This is a genomic window from Halomonas sp. KG2, assembly GCA_030440445.1.
Lineage (GTDB): Bacteria > Pseudomonadota > Gammaproteobacteria > Pseudomonadales > Halomonadaceae > Vreelandella.
The window spans coordinates 1-4,213 of record CP098531.1 but is presented as its reverse complement, the minus strand read 5'-3'; the positions used below and the strand labels follow the sequence as shown (position 1 = coordinate 4,213).

At 56.3% G+C, this 4,213-nt stretch carries 5 protein-coding genes; 4 read left to right on the top strand and 1 reads right to left on the bottom strand.

Annotated features, from left to right (window positions below):
- Nucleotides 1–166: 166 nt before the first annotated feature.
- From NDQ72_20825 to NDQ72_20810, 4 genes are all read left to right on the top strand, one after another.
- Nucleotides 167–844, top strand: coding sequence for a hypothetical protein (locus tag NDQ72_20825; protein WKD30515.1), 678 nt, complete (start codon nt 167–169; stop codon nt 842–844).
- 530 nt (nt 845–1,374) lie between these two features.
- Nucleotides 1,375–1,974, top strand: a complete 600-nt coding sequence (locus NDQ72_20820) for a replication/maintenance protein RepL (GenBank protein WKD30514.1) — start codon at nt 1,375–1,377, stop codon at nt 1,972–1,974.
- Entirely contained in the window at nt 1,967–2,224 is a 258-nt protein-coding gene (locus NDQ72_20815; GenBank protein ID WKD30518.1) for a hypothetical protein, read from the top strand. The genes NDQ72_20820 and NDQ72_20815 overlap by 8 nt, the downstream gene beginning before the upstream one ends.
- Before the next feature lie 159 nt (nt 2,225–2,383).
- Nucleotides 2,384–3,208 (top strand): hypothetical protein, encoded by an 825-nt coding sequence (locus tag NDQ72_20810; protein WKD30517.1) that lies wholly within the window; start codon nt 2,384–2,386, stop codon nt 3,206–3,208.
- A gap of 216 nt (nt 3,209–3,424) precedes the next feature.
- Here the strand turns inward: NDQ72_20810 and NDQ72_20805 are convergent, their stop codons facing one another.
- Nucleotides 3,425–4,114 carry a hypothetical protein gene (locus NDQ72_20805; GenBank protein ID WKD30516.1) on the bottom strand — a complete coding sequence of 230 codons (690 nt, stop codon included), beginning with the start codon at nt 4,112–4,114 and terminating at the stop codon, nt 3,425–3,427.
- Nucleotides 4,115–4,213: the final 99 nt, after the last annotated feature.

The window sequence follows — 4,213 nt, the reverse complement described above, 5'->3', positions numbered from 1 at the left end:
TCTTTGTGCCTAAATCTACAATTGTGCAAGATTCTTATATAGCACAATCTACATTGGCAGGTATATTACTCACATACTCTCAGTAGGATATAGCGATAAAGGTGTTCGTGCAAAACAGAAAATTGGGGGGAATCATCCAGTGATTTTTCGGTACAAAACAGACGCGATGCGTCTTTTGCTTCGGCACCTGTCGAGGGGATATATCTACTGGACAGCCGGCAGCATCGAGGCCAAAAAATGGCCTGCACTTGAGGCTAAATTTTTAGACCGTTATCTAATTCACGCAACAGCTCAACAACGGTGGCGACGCAAAGCAAAAGGCCAGTGCAATAGCTACCTGGTTGGCCTGATCGACAAAACCAGCCCCGGCAAAATCTGGTGGTGGCTGTTAGTTACAGAGGGCGAGGGCATGGCCCACGACCTTGAAAACCTACAGCATAGTGGCAGCAAACGCGGGCGATTGACCATGCCGGATGCTGACTATGAGGCTCTAAAAGCCCCGCGCCCAGGCAATAGCCCTGCGTGGACCTGGCGAATCACTGCGGATTCCTATGCAGGCTGGGAGGCCCGTTTAGCCAGCGCAGTACAAAACGCGCCTAGTGATGGCGGCGATGCCCTCCGGCAGGCCCTACACAGCCTGCAGCGCGTGCCAGGATTTGCTCAGTCCAGGAAACAGGCGTACGCCCTGGAGAACAGCGCAGTTAAGCGATGGAAGCGCCTGAACCGAGGCGAGTGGCCACATAAACGGCTCCACATCGGCTGGCTAGGTCGCTACACCCAAGGCGAGACCGTCAAAGCTGAGAGCATCGCCGCCAGAACCAAAACAACAAAAACATCGGTTTAGCACGACTGGGGGTGCCTTTAGTCCCAGCGGCGCCCAAGCCCACGTGCAGGCCCTCAGTGCAGTGCCCAGCGGGTTCCCGCTCCTTCGTCGCTGCATCCGCTATCGCGGATACCCCTCCTTTCCTTGCTAAACGGGGTTGCAGTTGATGGGTTAAAAAATTGGAACAATTCCCCTCCCTGGCATCCGTCGTGAAACGAATCTCCGATTCGTGAACGGCGGTGCCCAACAACCGAGGAACGAGGGCGTTAGTGTGCAGGGCTGCACTGATCAGAGTGCATATCGCACTCTCAAACAGGTTGGTAGTTCGCTTCGCTCTTATCCCCCCTTAACAAGATATAAGAAGGGATTTCCAACGAACCCGCATGGGGCGGGAGCCGTTTTTTCAAAACGGGTTAGTCGGTCTATCAGAACTAGTTGGTCGGTCTATTGAAAAAAAGATAATTAATGATAGACGGCTATCAATAAAGTGGTTATTTTTGATTCACCGACATAATTTTTTGAATGCTGGTCTATCAGATTAAGGGCGGAATATGAGCAAGGTTGTCAGGTACGACAAGAACCCATTTATCGAAAACATGATAGTGCCGATCAGAGGGCAAGCCGTGAGACTGTCGCAGCTAGGGAAGGACGACAACATCCTGGTAAACCAAGCTACAGGGGAGGTTCAGGGTACCCATGTAACGACCTATCGACGTGTAGATGCTGAGCAGTTTGTGAAGCTATTTACTGCCAATATTGCTCTCACTTTTGACCTCAAGGCAGCCGGTATCAAGGCATTTAACGTGCTGCTCTGGTGCTTGCAGAACCGAGCGGTTGAGCGAGATTTAATACCGCTAGACAAGATCGTGCTTGATGAGTTTTTAGCAGAACACTCCGATAGAAAGCCGCCTATCAAGCTATCTCAGCCAACTTTTTGGCGGGGTCTAGCCGAGCTGGAAAAGGCTCAGATAATCGCTAAACACCTACGCCAAGGCTGGTATTACATCAACCCGAATTTCGCGTTCAACGGCAATCGGATTGCATTCACGACAGTAATTGAGAGACAGCAACCAAAATCAAAAACAGAGGGAGATGCACACCTCCAGCAACCTTTGCCAATATCAACAAATGAAGGAGAAAGTAATGATTGAGCAATGGCACCATGACCACGCTGACAAGCTGCTGACAGCTGTAGGCTGGGGTAGCGACAAGTCGCCAGAGTGGCACGCGGGGCTGCATAACGCCGTTGCGTGGCACTTAGCAGAGCAACCGCTAGGCCATGGCCGATCAACGTGCCCACATGCGCTCAAAACGGCTCAGCGAGACGCCTGGATGGCCGGTTGGTCGTTTGGCCAAGCCAGATGCTTGGAGGAAGGCAGAGACGCCCTTCTGCGGGCTTAGAGGCCTGATGGGAAGGGATAGGCTTTCTCAAGCACCCGAAACCAGGCGCTTGAGAAAGCCCCCGCACCCCGAAGGGTGCAGGAGCTTCACAGGGTCATGTGCCCTTAAAACCGTGTTTGCCAAGTGCTCCGCCGCGATACCATCGCAACGGGGAGCACTATGCGTGGGGTGCCACCCCCAGAGAACGCCACCACCGCCGTCTTTCAGCTCATAGCGGGGCCAGGTGCCAACCTGCCCTTATTCCGCCTCACCACTGGGCTTCGACCATATCGCCCAGCAGCTTTCGCGCCTACTCAACAGCTCTCCCACACCTGGCTTGGACAGTGCCAACCGTCCATCCGCCCAGGTGCTTCCCACGTTAGTCTGTTACGTCAAAACACACCGCCACTCACTCCAGATCGACGCCCTGGTCTACACCTCACACCTGCCGTAGCAGGGTTTTCAGCGGCCCGAGATTCCAAAGCAGCTCGCTTACTAGCGCCGTCCTTCAACATGATGGCCAGACCCGCAAGGTCATGGCTGTGTGCCTCTTACCCCGATGCGACCTCAACGGCCGCAATTACTGGCTTGAGCTATACAGCGATCTCAACAGGTTGCCCCATCGAGTACCAACGCTTCCAGGTTTCCCCTCCGCGCCCTGACGCCTTACGAACGCCCTCAGCAGCCCACCAGCAGGGTCTGCGTTCTACCGTCTCCAGCAGCCCGCAGCCAGGATTTCCACCTGTTCGGAACAGACAGGGCTTATCGTGTCGCCACGAGGCCCGTTTCCGTGTCGCCCAACCCCGCCCATTCGGGCGTCCAGTGGATTGGGTCGAACCGGGGGATTTCACCCCGGAGCGCCCTACGTTTGCCGTGCCAGCTCGATTAGGAGCACACGGCTTCGGCAGTGGCAGCCCGACAGTTGGCGACTGTCGGGCCTCCCCAGTGTTGGCAGCACTAGGTTTCTCTTCTCGCATCCGATCCCAGCGGAATCGGAACACTTAGCAAATCAACGGTTTAAAGAGCGTCTATCGACTTTACTTAACCCTGCGGCGCTTCATGCGCGGTAGCGCTTTCGCGAGGTACTACAGTCACCCCCCTATTTCTGCGGGGTCTCAGGTACTGCTTAACCTGGATCGAGGCCGATAGGGACGGCGGCTCCAGTGGGCATCTGGCCCTGGTGACACACTATGGATCCCGTGTGTCAGGGGACTTGCTCAGCTAAGACGCTGCATGCCGCCGTACGCGCACGGGGCGCGGAGGGCTGATCATCTTCAACGTCTCAAAATCCATGTGCTCGTGGCCTGTCGCCTGCCGCAAGCGGCGCTCATGGCCACACAGGCGGTTTCGCATCATCTCACGGGCCTGATCGCGCTCATGCTCAGCCTGGGCGACAGCGGCTTGCTGCTGCTCAACCCAGACTCGATATTGAGCCTCAACCGCATCGAGCTGGGCCTGCTGCTGCTCAATCTGGGCGATCTGTTTGTTGAGCGCTTCCTGCCGTGACTGCATGACCGTCCGTTCATGCTCTAACTCGGTCAGTGCCTTCTCCCTCGCTCGCTGCTCAGCTTGCCGTGCCTCTTGCTCAGCTAAGTTGCGCAGGCGCTCGGCCTCATCTGCAGTGGCCAACGCTGCCTCGGCGCGGAACTGTGCCATGCCCAGCTCTTTGGCCATATCCCGCTGAGCGTGACGCTGAATTCGCTCACGCTCAGCGTGCTCAATCCAGCGCAATAGCGGCAGCATGCTGCCCAGCACAACGACCAGCAGCCAGCTCAGGGCCGCACCGACGAGCAGCACCCGCTCCAGCGGGTAGTCAATGCTGTGGAGTTCATCGAGCTGCGGCCAGCTGTACCAGATCGCTGCCGCGACTGGTGCAGCGCCCAGCAGCGCGATGAACAACAATCTCAGCATTGGCGCCTCCCAGGCAAAAACCAGCCGCCTATCGGCGGCAAAAATTCTGCGAATTTTGGGCGGCCTGGCAAGGCCGCATAGCGCGCAGCGCTAGGAATC